This is a genomic window from Dietzia aurantiaca (assembly GCF_021033825.1).
Classification (GTDB): domain Bacteria; phylum Actinomycetota; class Actinomycetes; order Mycobacteriales; family Mycobacteriaceae; genus Dietzia; species Dietzia aurantiaca.
Genome location: NZ_JAIFXZ010000007.1, coordinates 149,441 through 168,418 on the forward strand (window position 1 = coordinate 149,441; position 18,978 = coordinate 168,418).

The following is an 18,978-nucleotide window of genomic DNA, read 5'->3' on the forward strand; positions in this document are numbered from 1 at the left end:
GAGCAGCGGGCACGGTCTAACGACACGGCGAGCTCCCCCCGCAAGCCGACATACTCGAACACATGGCACGTACCTGGCTTTCGATCACGGTGGAACTCCTCGGCGGCAGGGGCGACGATCTGTGGCCGCCACCCGGCCGGACTTTCGCCGTCGGCCCGTCGCACACGTTCATGGATTTCGCTAACGCCATCAACACCGCGTTCGCTCGATGGGATCCCGCGCATCTCTCGGAGTTCACGCTCTCAGACGGGACAACCGTCGCCGATCTCGAGAGCAGTCTGGACTTCGTGTCGTCCGGTTTCGGCCCGGTCCAACTCCTCGAGGACATCGAACGGACGAAGGTCGCCAAGACCGTGGGACTCGGGGATGAGTTCCGGTTCGTCTTCGATCTCGGGGACAACTGGGTGCACCGCTGCGAGGTGCACCCGATCAAGATCGACCCGATCGAGATCCTGGGGAGCCGGCCCAGAACCCCCCTGCCCTACTGGGGATGGGGAGACATACCCGACCAGTACGGGCGCAGTTGGAGCGACGACGACGGCGAGTCCCAGCCGGGCGCCCGCCCCGACCAGCCTGAGCCCATGCTGGATCCTCGGTGGCCCGCGGCGCCGACCATCTCCAGGGGCGATCTCCACGAGGTACGACGGGCCCTTTCGGCCCGGGGTGGTGATGCCCTCCTGTCGGCGATCGCAGGGCGTCAGGTCGACGACGCGCTACAACAGATAGCCGTCGGGGCTGCGCTCCTGTTGGAGTCCGGCGACGCGAGGATGGAGGCCCTCGTACTCTCCTTCGTCAACAGGCTGAATGCCCGTGGCCTCCCGGGAGACAAGGTATTGGGTGAGGAGCTCCTCGCTCGGATGCGGGGCGACACGTCGCCCGGGCGGGAGGCCCCCGTCGATCTCGACATGCTCGCCACGATGCTCGGCGATTCGGAGCACCTGACCGGCGCCTACGTCGACCTCGAGACCGGGGCGGTGATCCCCGTCGGGGATGGGCTCCCGGACGCCGACGACCCCGTTGACGTGGAGACCGATCCGGATCGATTCCTCTGGCTGGACCGGTACGAGGCCGACGACCGATGGAACGACAGGATGGCCTTCGCCGCGCAGCAGCGCGACCGTGATCTACGCCGACGGCTCGAGACGGCGTTGGACGGGAAAGGGGCGCTCCAGACGTTCCGGAGCGCGATCGACGAGGCCGACCTGGTGGAGCGGTGGCTGGTGTTCTCGACGGATGCCGAACTGGGACGCGCGCGTGGGCGTCTCGCGGAACACGATATCCGTCCCGCGCTGCCGTGAGTCGGCATAGACGAGGGTGACCAAACGGCGCCCAGACGAACGAACTGAGGCCGTCCCGCGATTCGCGGGACGGCCTCTGGCCTGCCACTTCTCTTGTGGAGCTAAGGGGAATCGAACCCCTGACCTTCTCGATGCGAACGAGACGCGCTACCAACTGCGCTATAGCCCCTCACCGCCCTCACGGGCAGTGAATCCACCCTTGCGGGCGGGAGTGCCACCCTCTCAGGCAGCGTGGAATACCTTACCAGTACGCCCCGCCCGCCAACCAAACCGGCAGGGCCGCCGGTCACCGAACGCCCGCCACCGCGGCCACCGCCTGCGGCCTCTTTGCCGGACCAGCAATATCCCTTGCAGATGCCGCACAGCTGCCCGCAGACTGCACCCATGAACGAAACCCGAGAGAGCAAGGACCCCGGTCGGCGCGACGCCGATGGCGCGGCCCGGACGCCCGAAGACCCGACACACCAGGACGCGGCGGCACACGGAGATCCGTGGGACGCGATCGTCATCGGCGGGGGTGCCGCCGGCCTGTCCGCGGCTCTCATGCTGGGGCGCGCCCGCCGCCGCGTGCTCGTGGTGGACGCCGGCGAGCCCCGCAACCGCTTCGCCGCCCACATGCACGGCGTGCTCGGCGACGACGGCACCGACCCGGCCGAACTCCTCCGCCGTGGGCGCTCGGAGCTGGCCGCGTACGACGTGACGATCCGTCCGGACACTGTGACCGGCGTGGAAGACAACGACCCCGACGACGACGAGGCCGGCCTCACCGTCCGGTTCGCGGACGCAGCGCCCGCGTCCGCGCGTGCACTGATCCTCGCGACCGGGATGACCGACGGTCTGCCGGACATCCCCGGCATCCGGGAATTCTGGGGCTCCAGCGTGCTGCACTGCCCCTACTGCCACGGCTGGGAGGTCCGCGGCCGCAGGCTGGCGGTTCTGGGCACGTCCGAGATGTCGCTGCACCAGGCCCAACTGGTGCGCCAGTGGAGTGACGACCTGATCTTCTTCACCGCGGCCCTGGGCGAGATCGAACCTGACGTCGCGGCGCGACTGCGCTCGCGTGGGGTGGTGGTCGTGGACACCCCCGTCGCCGAGGTCCTGTCCCGCGACGGCCAACTGAGCGGCGTGCGTCTGGCCGACGACAGCGAGGTGGAACTCGACGCGATCTTCGTCGCCTCGCAGGCCCTCCCCCACGACGACGTCGTGGCACGCTTCGAACTGGAGCGGGCCACCAACCCGATGGGGTCGTTCCTCGCCACGGATATGACGGGCAAGACGAGTCATCCTCGCATCTGGGCCGTTGGCAATGTGGCCAACCCCGGAGCGACCGTTCCGGTGTCGATGGCAGCGGGCGCGATGGCCGGTGGGATGGTCAACATGGCCCTCGTCACCGAGGAGTTCGACCGGGCGGTCCGGAAGGTGTCGGACCCCGCCCCGCCCGCCGAGCCCTCTCCCGCCGAGCACTGGGAGAGCCGCTATGCCGGGGGCGAGGTCCGCTGGTCGGGAGATGTCAACGCCAGCACCGCCGCCGTGGTCAGCACACTCGAGGCCGGCGACGTCCTCGAGCTGGGATGCGGGGAGGGCGGCGACGCCGTCTGGCTCGCCGAGCAGGGCTGGCGGGTCACAGCCGTGGACATCTCTCCCACCGCCACCGCCCGGGGCGCCGAGGCCGCTGCCGCACGCGGGGTGTCGGCGGACATCGACTGGGTCGCGCACGACCTGTCCACGTGGGACACAGATCAGAATTTCGACCTGGTGACGGCAAGCTTCTTCCACTCGGAGGTAGAGCTACAGCGCATCGAGATCCTGCGCCGGGCCGCCGGGTATCTCCGGCCCGGCGGGCTCCTTCTGCTGGTGACGCACGTCTTCGAAAGCGAAGACGACATCCCGCCGTGGGGGCGCGACGCCTCGCGGGAGCGGGCGGACGCCGTCGGCCACGGCCACGGCCACGCTGTCCACACCATGCCCACGCCGGCCGAGGAACTCGAGGAACTCGCCCTGGATCCGGCCCTCTGGGACGTCATCACCCAGGAGATCCGCCCGAGGGAGGTCACCTCCCCCGACGGCACTCAGACGGCCACGATCAAGGACGGCGTGCTCCTGCTACGGCGTCGCGCCTGACGTCGCGACCGAGACGACGACGCCGCGGCCCTCATTCGGGCCGCGGCGTCGGTGCTCGCAAAGGGGGGGGGGGGACGGGCCCGGGTCAGCCCACCGCGCGGCGCAGCGGCTCGCGGTGCGTGGACCGGCGGTCGTGATGGTCCGGGCCGCTGTCGAGGTCGCGATCGTAGGTGTCCAGCACGTCGAACGCGGGGTCCTCGTCGTCGATCTCGAGGACCACCGCGCCCGGGCGGCGCAGGCGCGGCGGGACCACCGACAGCTCGTCGTCCTCACGCGACTCCACGCCCAGCCGGGCGCGGCGCATCCGCTCGACACGGCGACGGCGCAGGCTCTCCTCGAGCCGGACCTGGCGGCGTAGGTAGGTCAGGTAGGCGGCCAGCAGCAGCACCGTGCCGCCGGCGAACCACCACACGGCCGGGACGGTGAGCAGCGCTGCGATCACGGCGACCACCGCCAACCCGACGAGCAACAGGGCCGTGCGCTGGCGCGCGTGCGCCCGCTGCTCGGCGGCCTGACGATCCGCCATCGGGTCGTAGGCCCCGCGCCCACGACGCCGCTCGGCGAAGTCCAGATCGGCATCGGTGAGCTCCACCTCGGGCTCGGCATGACGACGACGACCGCGATGCAGGTGGACGGCCTCGGCGTCGATGCCCGCCGCGTCCTCGGCGTGATCCACACGCCCCGTGGCCGGACGGGCGGCGGGGCGCTCGAGCAGCTCGCCGTCGACGACCTCGGGCCGCACCGAGTCGGCGGCGTCCCGGCCCGCGACAGTGCGTGCGTCCCCGGCCCGGGCGTCCGCGGTGCGGATGTCGGCGGACCGGACCTCGGCGGTGGCGGTCCCCGCGGCCACGGCCGATGCGGTCCGCTCGTCGACGGAGGCGACGGCCTCTGCCGCCTCGTCGTCATCGGACACGACGACCGCAGGGATCTCGGAGGTGATCTCCTCGGACACCTCGCCACCGCCCGCGGCGGCGCTGCGGCGCTCCTCCATCGCACGGCGGACGGCCTCGCCGCGCCGACCCGCCGCCTCCCGGCGAAGGGTCTGCTCGAGCGTGTGCTCCCAGGTCTCGGTGTCGAGCAGCTCGGCGTCGGTGGCGCCGGCGCCGGTCGGCAGACCGAACAGCGACTCCTCGGGCTCGGCCTGCACCGGGTCCGCGGCGGCGGGCCCGCGACTGGGCACGAGTCGGCCCGAGCCTCCCGAGTACAGCGTTCGAGTCTGGGCCAGCGCGTCACCGGTGCGGCGGATGGGATTGCGCGACCGGATGAGCATCGGCGCGAGAACGAACAGCCAGACCACCACCAGCAGGATGATCAGCAGTGAGCTCGACATCGATCAGGCCTCCTCGAGCGTCTACCCCGACTCGGGACGTCGTGGTGAGGTCCCAACCGTAACGGCGGTCGAGCCCGGCTTCGTGGCGGCGCGCCGCAGGTCACGATGCTCAGGACATACTCAGACGCGCTGCGCGAATCCGGCGTCCACGAGCGCGGCCACGGCCCCCCTGCCGTGCTCCTCCCGGGTGCGCGCCACCAGCAGATGGTCCCGCCAGGCGCCGTCCACGTGGAGGTAGCGCCGCAGCACCCCCTCCTGCCGTAGACCGCAACGCTCGAGCACCACGCGGCTGGCCGCGTTCTCCGGGCGGACGGTGGCATCGATGCGGTGCAGGGCGCCCGGCCCGAGCGCGTGATCCAGGCCCAGTGCCAATGCCGCGGTGGCCACGCCCGTACCGACGAAGGGCCGGCCCACCCAGTAGCCGATCCACCCCGAGTGCAGCGCGCCGCGCACGATCCCGCCCACGGTGAGCTGGCCGCAGAACGTGCCGTCCAGCTCGATGGCGGCGGGGATCGTGGCCCCCGCGCGGGCGTAGCGGCGCAGCTGCGAGTGGATTCCGGGCCAGGCGCGCGGGGTGTTGTTCTGACTCCACGGGCCCTCGACCGTGGGCTCCCACGGTTCCAGGTACGCCCGCTCGCCCAGCCGCAGCGCCGACCATTCGCGCGCGTCCCTGCGGCGCACCGGACGCAGGGTCACCACCCCGCCGCGGACACGGAGCGGGCCGGCCTCGATCGGCCAGCCCGGATGGTTGACGGTCTCGCCCGCCAACGCGCTCCACACGGTCGCGCCGCTCAGCCGCGCTGGGCGAGGAACATCACGTCGACCTCGTCGCCGGCCCGCACCGCGTCGACCTCGGGGTCGATCACGACGAGGCAGTTCGCCTCGGCGAGAGAGGCCAGAAGGTGCGTGGAGGCGCCCTGCGCGCCGCCGAGCGCCCGGACGAGGTACTCGCCGGTGTCTGTGTCGCGCATAAGCTGCCCACGCAGATATCCGCGGCGACCCTCTACCGAGGAGATGGGGGCGACGGTCCGGGCGCGGACCGTGCGGCGCATGGGCTGACGCTTTCCCAACGCGATGCGGATCAGCGGGCGCACCATGATCTCGAACACCACCAGCGCGCTGACCGGGTTCGACGGGAGAAGGAAGGTGGGCACCTCGTCGCGCCCCAGCCGGCCGAACCCCTGCACGGAGCCCGGGTGCATCGCCACGCGGTTGACCTCGATCTCACCGAGTTCGGCCATCACCTGCCGGATTCGGGTGGTGGCCTCGCCGCCCGCGGCGCCGGAGACCACCACGAGTTCGGAGCGCACGAGCTGCCCCTCGAGCACCTCGCGCAGGCGTCCGGGCTCGGTGCTGGCGATGCCCACCCGGTGCACGTCGGCGCCGGCGTCGCGGCCGGCGGCGGTGAGCGCGTAGGAGTTGACGTCGTAGACCTGCCCGGTGCCGGGGCGGGCGTCCACGTCGAGGAGCTCGTCGCCCACCGAGATGACGGACATCCGCGGCTTGGGGTGCACGAGCACCTTGGCCCGGCCGACGGACGCGAGCAGGCCCACCTGCGCGGGCCCGATGATGCTGCCGGCGCGCACCGCCACGTCGCCCGGCTGCACGTCGTCGCCGATCCGCCGGACGTAGTCGCCGGTGCGGACGCCACGGGTCGGGGTGATGTGCCGTCCCGACGCCTCGGCCCAGCCCACGGGCAGGACCGCGTCCGCGAGTGTCGGCAGGGGCGCTCCGGTGTCGACGCGGACCACCTGGCCCGGCTGCAGTCGCGTGGGCTGCCGGGAGCCGGCGGTGATCTGCCCGACCACCGGCAGCGTGGCGGGGCCGGACTGCTCGCCCTCGCCGCGGCCGTCTCCGGAGCCGCCGACCCGGACGTCGACGCTGCGCACCGCGTAGCCGTCGATGGCCGCCTGATCGAACGACGGGAGGGGTCGTTCGGCCACGACCTCCTCGGCACACAGCAGACCCTGCGCCTCGGAGATCGACACCCGAACCGGGCGCGGGGCGACCGCGGCCGCCGTCACCAGAGCCAGCTGTTCCTCGACGGAGCGCACCAGTGCCCCCTTCCCGTACCTGTTCCGGCCGAATCAGCCCGCACCCGCGGGGCGGTGCTCGCCACCGCGCCGCGGGGCCGGGCCCCCGGGTCTCTGTGGGAGAGGGTAGCGGCCATATGCCCGACTTCCGCGGCGGCGCCGCCGAATCCGGGCGTGTTCGCCGCCCGCGGGCGAGGTCTCGACTACGCCCGCCGGACCACGTCCGTTCCCCCGGCGGCCGGTGCGGGCCCCAGGGGCCGCTGTCGGCGGCGGGGCGGGCCGGTGTCAGGAACCGAGCCGGCCGGCGAGCCACTCGCGCAGGTCGTCCGCGTACGCCGGGTTGTCCAGCGCGAAGTCCACGCACGCCTTGATGTAGCCACCGGGGTTACCCAGGTCGTGGCGGGCGCCGTCGTGCACCACCACGTGCACGGGGTGCCCCTCGTCGATGAGCATGTCGATCGCGTCGGTGAGCTGCAGCTCGCCACCGGCGCCGGGGGTGATCCGCCGCAGCGCGTCGAAGATCACCCGGTCCAGGACGTACCGGCCGGCCGCGGCGAGGTTCGACGGCGCGTCCTCGGCAGCCGGCTTCTCGACCATGCCGAGCACCTTCTTCACGGCCGGATCATCGGTGTCCTCAACCTCGAACACGCCGTAGGAGGACACGTTCTCCGGATCCACCTCGAACGCGCACAGCACGCTGCCGCCGCGCGCGGCCCGCACGTCCGACATCTGGCCGAGGATCCCGAACGGCAGAACCAGGTCGTCGGGCAACAGCACGGCGATGGCCTGCTCGTCGGCGCCCAGCTCGGACTCGACCTGCGCGACCGCGTGCCCCAGCCCGAGCGGTTCCTCCTGGCGCACGTCCACGACCTCGATCAGGCCGGGCGCGCGCCGCACCTTGTGCAGCAGCACGTCCTTGCCGCGGTCCTCGAGCGTGCCCTCGAGGACCGGGTCATCGGCGAAGTGCGCCATCACGCCGACCTTGCGCTCGGAGGTGACGATCGCCAGGCGCCCCGCGCCGGCCTCGGTGGCCTCCTCGGCGATGAGCTCGATACCGGGCGTGTCGACGACCGGCAGCAGCTCCTTGGGCACCGTCTTTGTGGCGGGCAGGAACCGGGTCCCGAGGCCTGCGGCGGGCACGACGGCGGTCCGGAACTGCGAGTCGGACGAAGCGGTGGACGTCATGGGCATCACTGTAGACGCAGGACCTGGTTCCCCAACGCCACGCCTCGCCCCGAACCCGGCGCCTCTCCTTCGAGACGGTGCCCCTCTGTCGCCAGGCAGACTGGCGCCATGGACAAGTCCGAACTAAGGCGGGTGGTGCGCGCCCGGCGCGCCGCGGTGCCGCCGTCGGTGCGCGCCGAGCGTGATGGCGCGATCCTGGGCGGCCTGGGAGAGATCGTCTCCGCCGGGATGGTGGTCTGTGCCTATGTTCCCGACGACGACGAGGCCGGCGGCTCCGGACTCCTCTCACGTCTCGTCGACTCCGGCGCGCGTGTTCTTCTCCCCGTCTCCCCGGAGGTGGGCCCGTTGGGATGGGCGGAGTACGCCGGCCCCGCGGACCTGGCGCCGGGCCGCTTCGGCATCCCCGTCCCGTCGGCGCCACCGGGTAGACCGGAGACGATCGCCGAGGCCGATCTCGTGCTGGTGCCGGCCGTGGCCGTGGACCGCCGGGGCAACCGACTCGGCCGGGGCGGCGGCTACTACGACCGTTCCCTTCAGTTCGCGGGGCCACGCTCCCGCCTGCTGGCGCTACTGGATACCGAGAACGTGGTCGAGCGCGTCCCGGTCGAGGCCCACGACCGCACGGTGGATGGCGTGATCACGGAGGAGGGCCTTCTCGACTTCGGAACCTGGCACTCAGCGGAGTAGAGTGCCAGGCGTTGTCCCTGCTCCCCGGGAGGCCCCATGCCCACCTATTCGTACCGCTGCCGCGACTGTGACGTCGCGTTCGACATCCAGCAGTCCTTCGCCGAGGACTCGCTGAAGGACTGTCCGCAGTGCGGGGGCGGCCTGCGCAAGCTGTTCAACACGGTGGGCGTGGTCTTCAAGGGCTCCGGCTTCTACCGCACCGACAGCCGCGCCGGCGCGGGCTCGTCCGGCGGCACCGGCTCGTCGAGCAACTCCTCCGGTGGCTCCTCCTCGTCGGGTTCCTCCAGCAACGACTCTTCCAGCAGCGGGTCCTCGAGCAGCAGCCCGTCGAGCAGTTCGTCGGCTTCCAGCTCCTCCGGCTCGGGCACGTCCGGCAGCTCGGGCACCACGTAGCCTCGGCGTCGTCGTCGCACCCAGCGCCACCGCCTGCCGCAACCGGTTCTCCACAGGCCGCTCCCCCTCCACAGGCGCCGGCTCCCACGCCGTTTCCCACGGTTGGTCGGGGGCCGACCGCCGATACCGTCGGGCCCACGCCGCCGCCCTAGGCGCCGACCGACGGGGGAGTCACATGCGCCGGACCATCGCCACCGCGACCGCACCGGGTCGTTGGCGGCGCCGACGCACCGCTCGAATCGCCCTCGCGGGTGCGCTCGTCCTGGCCGCGCCGTTCGCCGGCGGGGCCGACGACGCCGAGGACGCCACCACCGGGGACCTCGCCCACGCTCACGGCGGCCTTCCCGGAAGCTCGGGAACCCTGTCGGACTTCTCCCCGCACCGCCGGCCGGCAGACGGCGAGGCACTGCGGGTCGTTCCCATCCCGCTCGCCGACCCCGCCGTGGCCGACGTCCTCAGTCCCGGGGACCTCGTCGACCTCGTGGCCGTCGCCGCCGCGGGCGCACAGGCGGCGAACACCGGCACGTCGCACGCTGACGTCGCGGGCGGGAATGCGGAAGCGACCCCGGACCACGATGTGGCCACCGGGGGCACGCCGGTGGTCGTGGCCCGGGCGGCCCGTGTCCGCGACGCTCCGCCCGCGCGCACGGGAGGTCGGTCGATCCTCGTCGAGGTCCCCGAATCCGCCGCGCCGGAACTGGCCGCGACCGCCGCCGGGGCGCCACTCGCGGTGATCGTCTATGGATGAAAACTACTGTTGACAGTGCTTCGGATCCGGTCGGAGGTGTTGGTACCATCCGTTCGCACCACACACGAACGCACGGCCATTCACATGATGGGCCGGGCACTGACAGGTAGGAGTGCGCGATGCTCAAGGGCTTCAAGGAATTCATCATGCAGGGCAACGTGATCGACCTCGCGGTCGCCGTTGTCATCGGTTCGGCGTTCGCCACCATCGTCGACGCCTTCACCACGGCGATCATCAATCCGCTCATCGCACTTCTCGGCGGCAACAAGGAGATCGGATTCGCGGTCCAGCTGCTGTCCGACAACCCCGAGACCATCATGGACTTCGGGATGCTCGTGACCGCGATCATCAACTTCCTGCTGATCGCCGCGATCATCTACTTCGTCCTGGTGGCGCCGATGAACTCGATGAAGGAGGCCGCCGCCAAGCGCAAGGGCGTCGAGGCCCCCGCGAGCGACAACGACCTCCTGGTCGAGATCCGCGACCTGCTCGCCGGCCGTCCCCTGACGCACCCCTCCGACCCGCAGAGCCCCTCCAGCAACCTGTGACCCACCGCCCGCCAGCACACCGGACCCGGGCGCTGGCGGGAGTTCCGCACAGCAGAGAACCCCTGCTCCTCACCTGGAGTCGCAGGGGTTCTCTGCGTGGTCGGCCGGGGGCCGCGGCTCAACCGTGGTGGGGTGGCCGCTGCTCACGCCACCAGTCGTCGTCCAGGTGACCGTCCCGCCCGCGCCGCTCGTCCGAGGTGGTCACGGGCAGGGTCTCGCCGAACACGGCGTCGAGCCGGTCCTTGTCCGGGCGGGTTCTATCCGACCCGGCTTCGTCCTGCCGGGCCGCGCTCCGGTCGATCACAACTCGTCGAGGTCCGACAGCTGCGCCACGACGTAGGAGACCAGCGGGCACAGGGTGGCCATACCGTCGCGGATCGCGGCCCGGCTCGGTGCCAGGTTGGCCACGACCGTGCTGCCGGAGACCCCCACGTAGCCGCGGGACACGATCGAGTCGACCGCGCCGGCGGTCAGCCCGGACGAACGGACGGCCTCGGCGATACCCGGCAGCCGCTGGTCGAGGATCTCCTCCGTCACCTCGGGCGTGATGTCCCGGGGCCCCACGCCGGTGCCGCCGATGGTGACCACGAAGTCGAAGCCACCGACGACCGCCGTCTCCAGCGCCTTACGCACTTCGGTCTCCTCGGCCGCGACCCCCACCACCCCGCCCACGAGGAAACCCTCTTCCTCGAGCAGCTCGGTGACCAGCGGGCCGATGGCGTCCCCGTGTTCACCGGAGCGGTCGGTCACGAGCACAACCATGGCGCGGCCCGCGATGCGCGGCTCCACGGGCTCGGCCGCCTCCGGATCGAACTCCACCTCGGTGGGCAGCCTGCGGCCTCCGGGCAGTGCCCGCGGATCGAATCTGGTGCTCATCTCGCCTCTCCCAGTACAACGTCGACGGTGGTCGGCTGCTCGCCCTCACGTGCAGCATAGGTGACGCTGATCGTCTCCCCGGGGGCGTGTGAGCGGATTGCCGCCACCAGTGCGTCGCCGTTCTCGATGATGCGTTCCCCGACTCGGGTGATGACCGCCCCGTCACGGATATCCGCCTCCGCCGCCGGACCGCCTGCCTCGACCCCGCGGACGAGGGCGCCGTCGCCCCCGGGCGCGTCACTGACCGAGACCCCGAGCATCGCCCGCGTGGCGAAACCCTGCTTGATCAGCTGATCGGCGATACGGCGGGCCTGGTCCACGGGGATCGCGAACCCGAGGCCGATCGACCCGGAGTTCCCGGAGCCCAGGGAGGCGATAGCCGAGTTGATGCCCACCAGCTCACCGTTCATGTTGACCAGGGCGCCACCCGAATTGCCGGGGTTGACGGCGGCGTCGGTCTGGATGGCGTTGATCACCGTGCTCTGGTCGGACTGCGCGCCGCCGGCCCGCACCGGGCGATCCAGCGCGGAGACGATACCGGTGGTCACGGTCCCTGACAGCCCCAGTGGCGAACCTACCGCCGCGACCGCCTGGCCTTCTTTGAGGTTCGCCGACGTGCCCAGGGAGACCGGCGTGAGCGCCTTGGACGTGTCCGCCTTGATGACGGCGATGTCGGTCGCCGGGTCGGTACCGATGATCCGGGCGGGCGCCTTGGATCCGTCATCGAACCGGACCTGGATCTCGCCGCCTGCAGCCGCCATACCGACCACGTGGTTGTTGGTGATGATCAAGCCGTCCTGGGTGAGGATCACCCCCGATCCCTCACCACTCCCGGTCTGACCGCGCACGGCGATCGAGACGACGCTCGGCAGGACCTTGTCCGCCACCGCCTCGGGCGTGCCGTCCGGCGCCTGACTCTCCGGCTGCGACATGCTGATCGGCGACGAGAGCCCCCCACCGGAGCCTCCGGCGACACTCGCTCCGACCCAGCCACCCAGACCGCCCGAGACCAGCATCGCCGCGATGATTCCCGCGACGAGCAGTCCCCGGCCGGACTTCTTCTCCCGCGGAGCACCAGCCGCCGACGGGTCCATGGTCTGCGGTCCGGTGGCGGGAGGGAACACCGAGGTCGGCTGAGGGCCACCTGGGCCACCGGGGAACGGCTGGGGACCGCCGGTAGTCGGCTGCGCGCCCCCGCCGGTCCAGCTTCCGCCACCCGCGCCCTGTGCCTGTCCCTGTGACGGGCCGGCATACGGGTTCTGCGGGCCGTGAGGACCCTGTCCCCCATGCGGATACTGTCCCGCCGGTTGCCGACCGTGACCGCCCGCTCCCGTACCTGTCCCCGACGCCCATTCGTCGCCGGACCCGGATGTACCCGGGACTCGACCGTTCTCGTTCTCCATACCCGCCATCGTCCCCCACGGTGCTGTGTGTCCGCTGAAACGCGCCTGGAATCACGCCACCGGTCGGTTCAGACGGAAGACTCCTCGCTACCCGGAAGGGTCACGCGCACTTCAGCACCGCCCCCCTCGGCTTCGCCCACCTCGACGGTGCCTCCGTGCCGCGTGACGACCTGATGCACGATGGCCAGCCCGAGCCCGGACCCCGGCATGGCCCGCGCCTCGCGCGAGCGATGGAACCGCTCGAACACCAGCTGTCGGTCCGACTCGGGAATCCCCGGCCCCTGATCCGCGACGGTCAGCTCCATCACCGCCTCGGAGATCGGGCGCATGCGCACTGTGACGGTCCCGCCACGGGGGCTCCACTTCGCGGCGTTGTCGCAGATGTTGAGCACGGCCCGCTCGATGCCGGCGGAGTCACCGAACGAGTACCAGGGAACGAGTTCGACCCGGAAATCGACGTCGTGTCGCCGACGCCGGACGCGCTCGAGCGCACGCTCGACGGCCTCGGAGACCGCGACCGGCTCCAGCTCGACCTCTCCGGAGTCCTCGCGCGCCAGCTCGACCAGATCGCCGACGAGCTGGCTCAGCTCGGAGATCTGCCCCACCACGTCGACCGCGAGCTCCCGGCGATCGTCGTCCGGGATCGACGGCGCGCCCGGACGACTGGCCGCGATGAGGAGTTCCACGTTGGTCCGCAAGCTGGTCAGAGGGGTCTTGAGTTCATGGCCGGCATCCGCGACGAGTCTCGCCTGCCGCTCCCGACTCTCACTGAGCGCGATCAGCATCTGGTTGAACCTGGTGGTCAGCCGTGCGATCTCGTCGTCCCCGGTGACCGGGATGGGCCGTAGGTCGTCGGTGCGCGCGATCCGCTCGACCGCTCTGGTGAGCTTGGCCACCGGCGCCAGGCCGGTCCGCCCCACCGCGGTGCCCGCGACCGCGGCCAAGGCGATCCCCGCCGCCCCGACCAGAGTGAGAACAATCGCGAGCCTGTTCAGCGTCGCCCGGGTGGGGCCGAGGTCCTGGGCCAGGATCAGGGTGGAGCCGTCGCGAACGCCGACGGCATAGATCTGCTTACCCCCGGAGGCGCGCAGGCTCGACTCCGCCTCGCCCCGAACCACTCCGATTTCGGGTGCGCCGATCTGGAACGGCTCGCCGGTCGCGGTGCGACCGCCCGACGGGGCGATGATCTGCGCGTCGAGGTTCGGGTTGAACGCCCGGAGCGCGATGAGCGTACTCCGGGACTGCAGCGCGAACTCCGAGGCGAGCTGGCTGTTCACCAGCTGGTCCGCCTGCTGTTGGAGCCGCTCGTTGACGCCCTTGTACAGGGACCCGGACACGACGAAGTAGGCCGCGACGGCCATGAGGGCCACCGCGACCCCCACCGAGCTCGCCGCCAGTAGGGTGACCCGCTGGTGTAACGAGATCGGTGTGGAGTTCCTCCCGACCGTGCCGGTTGCCACCGCTACGGCGTCTCGCGAAGCACGTACCCGACACCACGAACGGTGTGGATGAGCCTGACCTCTCCCTCTCCCTCGGTCTTACGCCTGAGGTAACCGATGTAGACCTCGAGCGCGTTGCCGGAGGTCGGGAAGTCGTAGCCCCACACCTCTTCGAGGATGTGGCTGCGAGTCAGCACTCGCCGCGGGTGGTGCAGAAGCAGCTCGAGCAGCGAGAACTCGGTGCGGGTGAGCTGGATCCGCCGTTCGCCTCGCGTGACCTCCCGGGTCGCGAGGTCCATGCGCAGATCCTCGAACTCCAACACCTCGTCGGCGTCCTCGGACTCGGGACCCCGGCGGCGCAGCAGTGCCCGCAGACGCGCCAGCAGCTCCTCCAACGCGAAAGGCTTGGGCAGGTAGTCGTCGGCGCCGGCGTCGAGCCCGGCCACCCGCTCGGACACCGCATCACGCGCGGTGAGCATCAACACCGGCAGGTCGTCGCCCCGGCTACGCAGGATCCGGCACACCTCGAGACCGTCCCGACGGGGCATCATCACATCGAGAATCACGGCGTCGGGACGGTCCTCGTCCACCATCTCGATGGCCTCGATCCCGTCACCGGCCAGGTCGACCTCGTATCCGTTGAACGTCAGCGAGCGTCGAAGCGATTCGCGCACCGCCTGGTCGTCGTCTACCACGAGGATCTTCATGACGATCAGTCTCGCGCACGCGCCTGAACCCCTGCTGAGGAATCACAGGGTGACGCTGAGGACGGCCCCTCAGACGCCGACGAACCCGGTGGCTCCCTGAGGATCCACCGGGTTCGTGACGGGCGTGTGCGTGCGGCGCGCCGGGCACCGCCGTACTCAGCTGATCGGAATCAGCCGGAGGCGGTTCAGCGGTCGAGGTCGACCAGGCCGAGCTTCGCGGCCTTCACCAGACGACGGGGAAGGACGACGGCGCGGCCGTCGACCTTGGTCTCCTGGAGGGCGACGTTGTCCGCCTTCCACTGCGAACGGCGGGAATGGGTGTTGGCGCGCGAGAGGCGGCGCTTGGGAACTGCCATGATGTGTGTCCTCGGGTTAAAAGGTGGATCGGGGCGCGGGCGCCCCGCGGCTCACTTGGCGCGGCGGGTGCGGTTGCCGTAGCGGCGCTGGAACTTCTCGACGCGGCCGGCGGTGTCCATGACACGCTGCGCGCCGGTCCAGAACGGGTGCGACTCGCTGGTCACGTCCACGACGATCAGCGGGTAGGACTGGCCGTCCTCCCACTCGACCGTGCGGTCGCTGGTGGCGGTGGAACGGGTGAGGAACTTGGTGCCCGTGCCCGAGTCCTGGAAGACCACCGGGTGGTAGTCGGGGTGGATATCGTTCTTCATAACTGGATCCCTCTAGCTCGGTAGAAGACTGTGGGTCTGGCGCTCGCCCCACGGGTGGGGCGCGCTGTGGCCAGTGGCCGAGCCGGGGATTCCGGTCTCAGCACACGCATCGGTAGATCGTACCCGTATGATGGCCGAGCACCCAATTCGAGCACTGACGCCCGCCGTCCGGCACAGCGTGAGCGGCGGCGATACCACCACTGACGTGCCGATTACCGTTTCGGGCCACCGGCTGCGTAAACTAGACCATCGCTGTTGTCTGCACGTTTGCAATCGCCTCTCAAGGTGTTCGCGACGTGGCGATCCGCTCTTGCTCCGGCCCCGGCCGGAGGACGAGCGTTCCTCCGCCGCGCGCCACCGAGGACGGGGCGGAAGGAGAACCACGCCATGTCGGCGCATTGCCAGGTAACGGGACGGAAGCCGGGTTTCGGCAAGTCCGTCTCGCACTCACACCGCAGGACCAACCGTCGCTGGAACCCGAATGTCCAGCGTCGTAGCTACTTCCTGCCCTCCGAGGGTCGTCGCGTCACGCTGACGGTCTCGACGAAGGGCATCAAGACCATCGACCGCGACGGCATCGAGGCCGTGGTGGCCCGTATCCGTGCCCGTGGGGAGAAGATCTGAGATGGCCCGTAACGACATTCGTCCCATCATCAAGCTGAAGTCCACGGCCGGTACCGGGTTCACGTACGTGACCCGCAAGAACCGTCGTAACAACCCGGACCGCATCGTCCTCAAGAAGTTCGACCCGGTCGTCCGTAAGCACGTCGAATTCCGAGAGGAGCGCTGACCCGTGGCCAAGAAGTCCAAGATCGCGCGCAACGAGCAGCGCAAGGCCAAGGTCGCCCGGTTCGCCGAGCGCCGCGCCGAGCTCAAGGCAGTCATCAAGAACCCCGAGAGCTCGGACGAGGCACGTATGGATGCCCAGACCGCGCTCAACAAGATGCCGCGTGACGCCTCGCCCGTGCGGGTGCGTAACCGCGACGTCGCCGATGGCCGCCCGCGCGGCTACCTCCGGAAGTTCGGCCTTTCCCGCGTTCGCATGCGCGAGATGGCCCACCGTGGCGAGCTGCCCGGTGTCACGAAGTCGAGTTGGTGAGTAGGTAATCATGGCTAAGGCACGTAGCACCCCGTCCAAGAAGGCCCGGGCCCAGGAGGGCCGCCGGCCCAAGAAGAACCCCTTGAAGGTCGCCGGCATCGAGACCGTCGACTACAAGGACGTCAACACCCTCCGCACGTTCATCTCCGATCGTGGCAAGATCCGTTCGCGCCGCGTCACCGGCCTGACCCCGCAGCAGCAGCGTCAGGTCGCCGTGGCGGTCAAGAACGCCCGCGAGATGGCTCTGCTGCCCTTCACCAGCCGCTGAGTCGCCGCTAGGCGCGGTCAGACAGCGCCAGCTCGTCCTGCGCGTGCCCACCGGGCCGCCGACTTAAGGCAACAGCAACCCGATCGGGGCTGTGCCTCCTGAACAAGGAGCGCACGGCCCCGATCGGCGTTACCGCTGGTCTCCCCCGCGCCCCTCCCGCCGCCCGATCCGAGGAGCTCCCCACCGTGGCAGGTGTCCTGAACGGCTTCGCCGTGATCGTCGCACTCGTCGCCCTGGGCTGGTTCCTCGCCCGGACCGATGTTCTCGGCAGCGACGCCCGGCTGGTCCTCAACCGGCTGGTGTTCTTCGTCGCCACCCCGGCGCTGCTGTTCGACTCGCTCGCCCGCACCACGCTCGACCAGGTCTTCACCGGCGTGTTCGTGGTGTCCGCGGTCTCCGCGATCATCATCGCGGTCCTCTACATGGCGATCGCCCGGATGTGGCTCCGACGGCCCGCGTCCGACCTGGTGATCGGCGCGTTGTCCGCCGGGTACGTGAACTCGGCCAACCTCGGCATCCCCATCGCCCTGTACGTCCTGGGCGACCTCGGGTTCGTCATGCCACTGCTGTTGTTCCAGGTGGTCGTCCTCCAGCCGATCGCCATCGCGGTCCTCGAGCGCGCCCAGGCGCGGGCTGCCGACCGGACGGACGGCACACACGGAAACGTGGGCGCCCTCAGCGGTGCCCTCGGCGCACTCGTGCAGGCCATCCGCACCCCGATCGTCCTGGCGGCGCTCGCCGGAGTCGTGATGGCCGCCTTGCCGTGGACCCCGCCGGAGACACTGCTGGAGCCGGTGAAGCTCATCGGCCAGATCTCCGTCCCCGGCGCGCTGTTGGTGTTCGGCATGTCGCTCTACGGTGTGAAGGTCCTCGAAGCCGGGGCGTCACCGCGCCGCGAGATCTGGCTCGCGAGCGTCCTCAAGCTCATCGCGCACCCGCTCCTCGCCTACGCTCTCGGTGCCGGGCTGCTCGGGATGCAGGGCCACGAGCTGCTCACCGTGGTGGTGGCGGCCGCGCTGCCCACCGCGCAGAACGTGCTCGTCGTGGCCACGCGCTACGGACACGGGATACTCCTCGCACGGGATTCGGCGGTCATCACCACGCTCGGTGCGCTGCCGGTCCTGCTCCTGGTCTCCGCGCTGCTCGCCTGAGGCCGGGCCCGGCCCGGTCCGGTCCGGTCCGGTCCGCGGTCAGAGCGCCCCGGCCCCGGCCACCACACCCGTGAACACGATCGCGTTGTTCACCCCGTGCAGCACGATCCCGGGCACGATCGACCGGTACCACTCGGCCATGGCGCACAGCGAGATCCCCACCACCAGCAGGTAGGGCAGCGCGGGCGGCACGAAGTGGACCGCCGCGAACACGCCTCCCGCGAGCGTGATGCCCACCGCGGCCCGGTACCTCGCCCGCAGGGCCGGCAGCACGATGCCCCGGAACACGATCTCCTCGACGACGGGTACGAGAACGGCCACGGTGGCCAGGCCCAGCATGACGTAGGCCGGGCCGCCGGAGACGAGGTCGCCGAGCGCCTCCGAGGCCGCGTCGTCCCCCGTCGCCCCGGCGGGGGCGAGCGGGATGAGGACGAACATCGAGGCCACCATGCCCGTGCCCATCACCGCCGGGATCTGCCACAGCAGATGTAGAGGAGATCTGTCCGGACGTCGCAGGCCGAGGTCCGCCCATCTCAGCCGTCGTCGGCGCAGCAGGTGGGTCCGGACGGCGGCGAGCGCGGCCACCGCGGTGCCGGCCAGCACGGTGAGGGCCAGCGGGGCGGCGGGTGGTCGTCCGCTTCCCCACTCCCGCACCGCGAGCATCCCGAGAAGGACGACGACGACGGCCCCGGCGATGTAGACCAGCACCCAGCCGAGAGCAGCCACCGCGACCCGTCCCCGGATCGGTGTCGTCCAGAGTCCCGGGGCGCCGTGTGGTGCGCCGGTGGCCGGAAGCGGCTGTCGAGGCCCGGGGAGGTTGTTCACGGCCTCCAGTCTGCCCGGGCAGCCGGCCCCGGCCCGGAAGGGGTGCGGCCCGCCGATTCGCGGGCCGCACCACGCCGGCGCCCCGGCCGGCACGAGGGTGCCGACCGGGGCGCCGGTCCCGGGCCCGGCCGCCGCCGGGGTCGGTGTCACTTCAGGTGGTCGGCCACCTCGAAGGGTGCGTCCGTGGCGGCCGTGATCT

Annotated in this window: 23 protein-coding genes and 1 tRNA gene; 11 read left to right on the plus strand and 13 right to left on the minus strand. The window is 70.9% G+C overall.

Going from position 1 to position 18,978, the window contains the following annotated elements; genetic code table 11:
• Positions 1-62 precede the first annotated feature (62 nt).
• Complete coding sequence (locus K3888_RS09745; RefSeq protein ID WP_230930065.1) at positions 63-1,298, plus strand: plasmid pRiA4b ORF-3 family protein; 1,236 nt, start codon at positions 63-65, stop codon at positions 1,296-1,298.
• Positions 1,299-1,394: 96 nt separating this feature from the next.
• On the opposite strand, the gene K3888_RS09750 is transcribed toward K3888_RS09745, so the two are convergent.
• Positions 1,395-1,467: transfer RNA gene (locus tag K3888_RS09750), tRNA-Ala, on the minus strand.
• 215 nt (positions 1,468-1,682) lie between these two features.
• On the opposite strand from K3888_RS09750, the gene K3888_RS09755 reads away from it, so the two are divergent.
• The gene (locus K3888_RS09755; protein ID WP_230930066.1) at positions 1,683-3,419 is read left to right on the plus strand and encodes an FAD-dependent oxidoreductase; all 1,737 of its coding nucleotides are present in this window, start codon (positions 1,683-1,685) and stop codon (positions 3,417-3,419) included.
• A gap of 85 nt (positions 3,420-3,504) precedes the next feature.
• Here the strand turns inward: K3888_RS09755 and sepX are convergent, their stop codons facing one another.
• From sepX to K3888_RS09775, 4 genes are all read right to left on the minus strand, one after another.
• On the minus strand, positions 3,505-4,749 hold the full coding sequence (sepX, locus tag K3888_RS09760) for a divisome protein SepX/GlpR (protein ID WP_230930067.1): 1,245 nt from the start codon (positions 4,747-4,749) through the stop codon (positions 3,505-3,507).
• Positions 4,750-4,869: 120 nt separating this feature from the next.
• Entirely contained in the window at positions 4,870-5,517 is a 648-nt protein-coding gene (locus K3888_RS09765) for a GNAT family N-acetyltransferase (protein WP_230930068.1), read from the minus strand.
• A 23-nt stretch (positions 5,518-5,540) separates the two neighbouring features.
• The gene (gene glp, locus K3888_RS09770; protein WP_230930069.1) at positions 5,541-6,803 is read right to left on the minus strand and encodes a molybdotransferase-like divisome protein Glp; all 1,263 of its coding nucleotides are present in this window, start codon (positions 6,801-6,803) and stop codon (positions 5,541-5,543) included.
• Between the two features lie 264 nt (positions 6,804-7,067).
• Entirely contained in the window at positions 7,068-7,967 is a 900-nt protein-coding gene (locus K3888_RS09775; RefSeq protein WP_230930070.1) for a UTP--glucose-1-phosphate uridylyltransferase, read from the minus strand.
• 108 nt (positions 7,968-8,075) lie between these two features.
• Here K3888_RS09775 and K3888_RS09780 point away from each other — a divergent pair, with 108 nt between their 5' ends.
• The 4 genes from K3888_RS09780 to mscL all read left to right on the plus strand — a co-directional run bounded on the left by K3888_RS09780 (position 8,076) and on the right by mscL (position 10,343).
• Positions 8,076-8,654 (plus strand): 5-formyltetrahydrofolate cyclo-ligase, encoded by a 579-nt coding sequence (locus K3888_RS09780; protein WP_230930071.1) that lies wholly within the window; start codon positions 8,076-8,078, stop codon positions 8,652-8,654.
• 36 nt (positions 8,655-8,690) lie between these two features.
• Positions 8,691-9,047, plus strand: coding sequence for an FmdB family zinc ribbon protein (locus tag K3888_RS09785; RefSeq protein ID WP_230930072.1), 357 nt, complete (start codon positions 8,691-8,693; stop codon positions 9,045-9,047).
• A 175-nt stretch (positions 9,048-9,222) separates the two neighbouring features.
• Positions 9,223-9,795 carry a hypothetical protein gene (locus K3888_RS09790; protein ID WP_230930073.1) on the plus strand — a complete coding sequence of 191 codons (573 nt, stop codon included), beginning with the start codon at positions 9,223-9,225 and terminating at the stop codon, positions 9,793-9,795.
• A gap of 119 nt (positions 9,796-9,914) precedes the next feature.
• Positions 9,915-10,343: a large conductance mechanosensitive channel protein MscL gene (gene mscL / locus K3888_RS09795; RefSeq protein WP_230930074.1), complete on the plus strand. Its 429-nt coding sequence runs from the start codon at positions 9,915-9,917 to the stop codon at positions 10,341-10,343.
• Between the two features lie 118 nt (positions 10,344-10,461).
• On the opposite strand, the gene K3888_RS09800 is transcribed toward mscL, so the two are convergent.
• The 7 genes from K3888_RS09800 to K3888_RS09830 all read right to left on the minus strand — a co-directional run bounded on the left by K3888_RS09800 (position 10,462) and on the right by K3888_RS09830 (position 15,436).
• Entirely contained in the window at positions 10,462-10,647 is a 186-nt protein-coding gene (locus tag K3888_RS09800; RefSeq protein ID WP_269075036.1) for a hypothetical protein, read from the minus strand.
• Positions 10,644-11,219, minus strand: a complete 576-nt coding sequence (locus K3888_RS09805) for a MogA/MoaB family molybdenum cofactor biosynthesis protein (protein WP_230930075.1) — start codon at positions 11,217-11,219, stop codon at positions 10,644-10,646. Before K3888_RS09805 ends, K3888_RS09800 begins: the two co-directional genes overlap by 4 nt.
• Positions 11,216-12,343 (minus strand): S1C family serine protease, encoded by a 1,128-nt coding sequence (locus K3888_RS09810; protein WP_230930076.1) that lies wholly within the window; start codon positions 12,341-12,343, stop codon positions 11,216-11,218. Before K3888_RS09810 ends, K3888_RS09805 begins: the two co-directional genes overlap by 4 nt.
• A 347-nt stretch (positions 12,344-12,690) precedes the next feature.
• Complete coding sequence (locus K3888_RS09815; RefSeq protein WP_230930077.1) at positions 12,691-13,983, minus strand: HAMP domain-containing sensor histidine kinase; 1,293 nt, start codon at positions 13,981-13,983, stop codon at positions 12,691-12,693.
• 101 nt (positions 13,984-14,084) lie between these two features.
• Positions 14,085-14,768, minus strand: a complete 684-nt coding sequence (locus K3888_RS09820; RefSeq protein WP_230930078.1) for a response regulator transcription factor — start codon at positions 14,766-14,768, stop codon at positions 14,085-14,087.
• A 185-nt stretch (positions 14,769-14,953) separates the two neighbouring features.
• The gene (gene rpmF / locus K3888_RS09825) at positions 14,954-15,124 is read right to left on the minus strand and encodes a 50S ribosomal protein L32 (protein WP_230930079.1); all 171 of its coding nucleotides are present in this window, start codon (positions 15,122-15,124) and stop codon (positions 14,954-14,956) included.
• 51 nt (positions 15,125-15,175) lie between these two features.
• Positions 15,176-15,436, minus strand: coding sequence for a type B 50S ribosomal protein L31 (locus K3888_RS09830; RefSeq protein WP_230930080.1), 261 nt, complete (start codon positions 15,434-15,436; stop codon positions 15,176-15,178).
• 387 nt (positions 15,437-15,823) lie between these two features.
• Here K3888_RS09830 and rpmB point away from each other — a divergent pair, with 387 nt between their 5' ends.
• The 5 genes from rpmB (at position 15,824) to K3888_RS09855 (ending at position 17,954) form a co-directional block, all read left to right on the plus strand.
• Positions 15,824-16,060 carry a 50S ribosomal protein L28 gene (gene rpmB, locus K3888_RS09835; RefSeq protein WP_230930081.1) on the plus strand — a complete coding sequence of 79 codons (237 nt, stop codon included), beginning with the start codon at positions 15,824-15,826 and terminating at the stop codon, positions 16,058-16,060.
• A 1-nt stretch (position 16,061) separates the two neighbouring features.
• Positions 16,062-16,226: a 50S ribosomal protein L33 gene (rpmG, locus tag K3888_RS09840; RefSeq protein WP_010542298.1), complete on the plus strand. Its 165-nt coding sequence runs from the start codon at positions 16,062-16,064 to the stop codon at positions 16,224-16,226.
• A 3-nt stretch (positions 16,227-16,229) separates the two neighbouring features.
• Entirely contained in the window at positions 16,230-16,535 is a 306-nt protein-coding gene (gene rpsN, locus K3888_RS09845; protein WP_230930082.1) for a 30S ribosomal protein S14, read from the plus strand.
• A 10-nt stretch (positions 16,536-16,545) separates the two neighbouring features.
• Positions 16,546-16,803, plus strand: a complete 258-nt coding sequence (rpsR, locus tag K3888_RS09850) for a 30S ribosomal protein S18 (RefSeq protein ID WP_230930083.1) — start codon at positions 16,546-16,548, stop codon at positions 16,801-16,803.
• A 185-nt stretch (positions 16,804-16,988) separates the two neighbouring features.
• On the plus strand, positions 16,989-17,954 hold the full coding sequence (locus tag K3888_RS09855; RefSeq protein WP_230930084.1) for an AEC family transporter: 966 nt from the start codon (positions 16,989-16,991) through the stop codon (positions 17,952-17,954).
• A 39-nt stretch (positions 17,955-17,993) separates the two neighbouring features.
• Here the strand turns inward: K3888_RS09855 and K3888_RS09860 are convergent, their stop codons facing one another.
• A complete protein-coding gene (locus K3888_RS09860) occupies positions 17,994-18,779 on the minus strand; it encodes a CPBP family intramembrane glutamic endopeptidase (protein ID WP_230930085.1) in 786 nt (261 codons plus the stop codon).
• Positions 18,780-18,978 lie beyond the last annotated feature (199 nt).

What these genes read in the sequence shown, in the direction of transcription:
- K3888_RS09745 (WP_230930065.1), top strand. Translation starts at nt 63, where the DNA reads ATGGCACGTACCTGGCTTTCGATCACGGTGGAACTCCTCGGCGGCAGG.
- K3888_RS09755 (WP_230930066.1), top strand. Translation starts at nt 1,683, where the DNA reads ATGAACGAAACCCGAGAGAGCAAGGACCCCGGTCGGCGCGACGCCGAT.
- sepX (WP_230930067.1), bottom strand. Translation starts at nt 4,749, where the DNA reads ATGTCGAGCTCACTGCTGATCATCCTGCTGGTGGTGGTCTGGCTGTTC.
- K3888_RS09775 (WP_230930070.1), bottom strand. Translation starts at nt 7,967, where the DNA reads ATGACGTCCACCGCTTCGTCCGACTCGCAGTTCCGGACCGCCGTCGTG.
- K3888_RS09780 (WP_230930071.1), top strand. Translation starts at nt 8,076, where the DNA reads ATGGACAAGTCCGAACTAAGGCGGGTGGTGCGCGCCCGGCGCGCCGCG.
- K3888_RS09785 (WP_230930072.1), top strand. Translation starts at nt 8,691, where the DNA reads ATGCCCACCTATTCGTACCGCTGCCGCGACTGTGACGTCGCGTTCGAC.
- K3888_RS09790 (WP_230930073.1), top strand. Translation starts at nt 9,223, where the DNA reads ATGCGCCGGACCATCGCCACCGCGACCGCACCGGGTCGTTGGCGGCGC.
- mscL (WP_230930074.1), top strand. Translation starts at nt 9,915, where the DNA reads ATGCTCAAGGGCTTCAAGGAATTCATCATGCAGGGCAACGTGATCGAC.
- K3888_RS09805 (WP_230930075.1), bottom strand. Translation starts at nt 11,219, where the DNA reads ATGAGCACCAGATTCGATCCGCGGGCACTGCCCGGAGGCCGCAGGCTG.
- K3888_RS09815 (WP_230930077.1), bottom strand. Translation starts at nt 13,983, where the DNA reads ATGGCCGTCGCGGCCTACTTCGTCGTGTCCGGGTCCCTGTACAAGGGC.
- K3888_RS09820 (WP_230930078.1), bottom strand. Translation starts at nt 14,768, where the DNA reads ATGAAGATCCTCGTGGTAGACGACGACCAGGCGGTGCGCGAATCGCTT.
- rpmF (WP_230930079.1), bottom strand. Translation starts at nt 15,124, where the DNA reads ATGGCAGTTCCCAAGCGCCGCCTCTCGCGCGCCAACACCCATTCCCGC.
- K3888_RS09830 (WP_230930080.1), bottom strand. Translation starts at nt 15,436, where the DNA reads ATGAAGAACGATATCCACCCCGACTACCACCCGGTGGTCTTCCAGGAC.
- rpmB (WP_230930081.1), top strand. Translation starts at nt 15,824, where the DNA reads ATGTCGGCGCATTGCCAGGTAACGGGACGGAAGCCGGGTTTCGGCAAG.
- rpmG (WP_010542298.1), top strand. Translation starts at nt 16,062, where the DNA reads ATGGCCCGTAACGACATTCGTCCCATCATCAAGCTGAAGTCCACGGCC.
- rpsR (WP_230930083.1), top strand. Translation starts at nt 16,546, where the DNA reads ATGGCTAAGGCACGTAGCACCCCGTCCAAGAAGGCCCGGGCCCAGGAG.